At 63.5% G+C, this 2,469-nt stretch carries 2 protein-coding genes (1 of these 2 only partly in view); one reads left to right on the top strand and one right to left on the bottom strand.

What is annotated here, in order from left to right; all coding sequences use genetic code 11:
- Window positions 1-1,618, top strand: the 3' portion of a protein-coding gene (locus EN906_RS11540; protein WP_164748944.1) for a M23 family metallopeptidase. It extends 350 nt beyond the left edge of the window; 1,618 of the gene's 1,968 nt are visible here — the last part of the coding sequence; its start codon lies off the left edge, out of view; it ends in the stop codon at window positions 1,616-1,618.
- A gap of 6 nt (window positions 1,619-1,624) precedes the next feature.
- On the opposite strand, the gene EN906_RS11545 is transcribed toward EN906_RS11540, so the two are convergent.
- Window positions 1,625-2,469, bottom strand: an 845-nt coding sequence (locus tag EN906_RS11545; protein WP_127375182.1) for an MFS transporter, incomplete at its 5' end; no start/stop codon positions are given.

Consider the following 2,469-nt stretch of genomic DNA (forward strand, 5'->3'; position numbering starts at 1 on the left):
CGACGTCATCCACACCATGCCTTTCGTCCAGATCAAGATGGCCCTTGCCGCCGGCCACACCACCAGCCGCGCCTACCCACCCTTCGACCCGATGCAGGTGTTCGGCGACGACAGCGACGACAATGCCCAGCCGGCGACGGCCTCTGCCGCTTCCGGCCAGATCTACGGCGCCAAGGTCGAAAGCGAGATGAGCCTGAAGACCGTCGATTTTCCGATCGAAACAGCTTCCTTCGACGAAAAGAGCGACCTCTCCGCCGACGAGGTGGAAAAAGTGGTGCGCGAAGCCGGCACCGACCTCAGCGACGGCGCCGTGCAGGTCGCTTCACTTCACTATGTCGACCCGCAGCGATTCGGCGAAGCTTTTGCCGAGAGCATGGCGGGCTCCTACGACGTCAAGATCGTGCCGGAAAATGTCTCGGTGGCGCCCCGTGCCACTGTTGACGACCAGGCGCCGGCTTTCGCCGAGGAAATCATCCCCTTCACCAAGGATCTCGACGTCACCGAGGCTTTTGCCAATTCGGGCTACACGGGTGAAGATGCCACCGGAATGGCCGAAGCTATCGCCAAGTTGCTCAACGCAACAGCGCTCAAAGCTGGAACCGTGCTGCGTGTCGGCCTCGAGGTTCACGGCGATGCCGCCAAGGTCGTGCGCACCAGCGTCTATGACCGGACCCAGCACATCGTCACCATCGCGCTCAACGATCGCGGCCAGTATGTGCCGGCGCAGGAACCGGATCCGAACCCCGAATTGCTGACGGCCTTCGATGATTCGTCGGCGCCCGTGGTGGTGCGCGGCAACCTGCCCAACGTCTATGACGGCATCTACCGCGCCGCCTATTCCTACGGCATGTCCAAGGCGATGACGCAGCGGTTGATCAAGTTGCTGGCGTCCGACGTCGACTTCCAATCCCGCCTCAGCCCCGCCGACCGCATCGAAGTCCTGTTCTCGCAGCCCGACGGTGACGACCAGACCTCGGACAGCTCCGAGCTTCTTTACGTCTCGGCGACGTTCGGCGGCCAGACCCGCAACTTCTACCGCTTCCAGATGCAGGACGGCGGCACCGATTATTTTGATGAGGACGGCTCGAGCGCCGAGCAGTTCCTGTTGCGCAATCCCCTGCCCGCCGGGAAATTCCGCTCCGGTTTCGGCGCCCGCAGGCATCCGATCCTCGGCTATGTCCGCATGCACACCGGCGTCGATTGGTCCGCGCCGATCGGCACGCCGATCATCGCCGCCGGCAACGGCACGGTCGAGAAGGTCGGCTGGGCCGGCGGCTACGGCAAGCAGATCATCATCCGCCATGCCAATGGCTATGAGACATCATACAATCACCAGAGCGCCTTTGCCAAAGGCATCGAACCGGGCGTGCACGTCCGCCAGGGCCAGACCATCGGCTTCCTCGGCCAGACCGGCCTCGCCACCGGCCCGCATCTTCACTACGAGCTGATCGTCAACGGCACCAAGGTTGATCCGATGCGTGTCCGCCTGCCGGTCGGCAAGGTGCTGAAGGGCGATGACCTCGTCGCCTTCAAGCGCGAGCGCGAGCGCATCGACGAACTGCTGAAGCAGGAAGACAGCGATTCGCTGAAGGTTGCGAGCGCCAAGATCGACGGTTGACCCGCTTCAGCCTTGCCGATCTTCGGCCTGTCGCGGCCATGGCAATCGCTCACCGGGAATGGTCGTCCAGGCGATGACAGCCGCAAGCAGGCAAAGCAGCGCGGTCACCGAAGAAACCGCGGCAAAAGCGGCATCGCTGGCGGCGAGCCTCGCCGCATCGATGGCCGGCGCAAGCCCGGCTGGCGCCGGTTCACCAAATCCTGGGATGGCGGACGTTGCGCTCGCGTCCAGCGCATTCGCGTAAACCCATGCGGCAAGCGAGCCCATCGCCGCCACCGCGATCAGACCGCCGATGCGTGAGACGGCATTGTTGATGCCGGAGGCGGCCCCCGTGTCCTTGTCTTCCACCGCCGTCATGATCGCGGTCGACAAAGGCGACACGACCAGAGCCATGCCGAGCCCCATCAGCGCCATCAGCGGGAATATTCCAATCCAGAAATTGTGGATACCGGCGTAGGTGAGCAAGGCCAGCCCGGCAAACGCGAAAGCCACGACCAAGCTGCCGCAGGCGATCGGAAAACGTGGTCCGATCCGGTCCGAAAGCTTGCCGACCGGTCCCGACAAAAGCGCGATCAATGCCGACAAGGGCAGGAAGATGAAGCCGACCTCGGCCGTGCTCAGATCCCAGCCGGCGATCAGCAGCATCGGCAGATAGAAAAGGTTGGCCGATAGCGCAAAATAGAGGAAGAATGTCGCCACATTGGCGCCGGCGAAAGCACCGACGCGAAACAGGCTGAGGTCGATCATCGGCTCGCGCTGCCGAAGCTCGAAAACGATGAAGACAGCCAGCAGTACGACGCCTGCGGCAATGCTCGGCCCTGCCATGAGGCCCTCGCCGCTGGCGCTCATCG

Source organism: Mesorhizobium sp. M7A.F.Ca.CA.004.06.1.1 (assembly GCF_003999135.1).
Classification (GTDB): Bacteria; Pseudomonadota; Alphaproteobacteria; order Rhizobiales; family Rhizobiaceae; genus Mesorhizobium.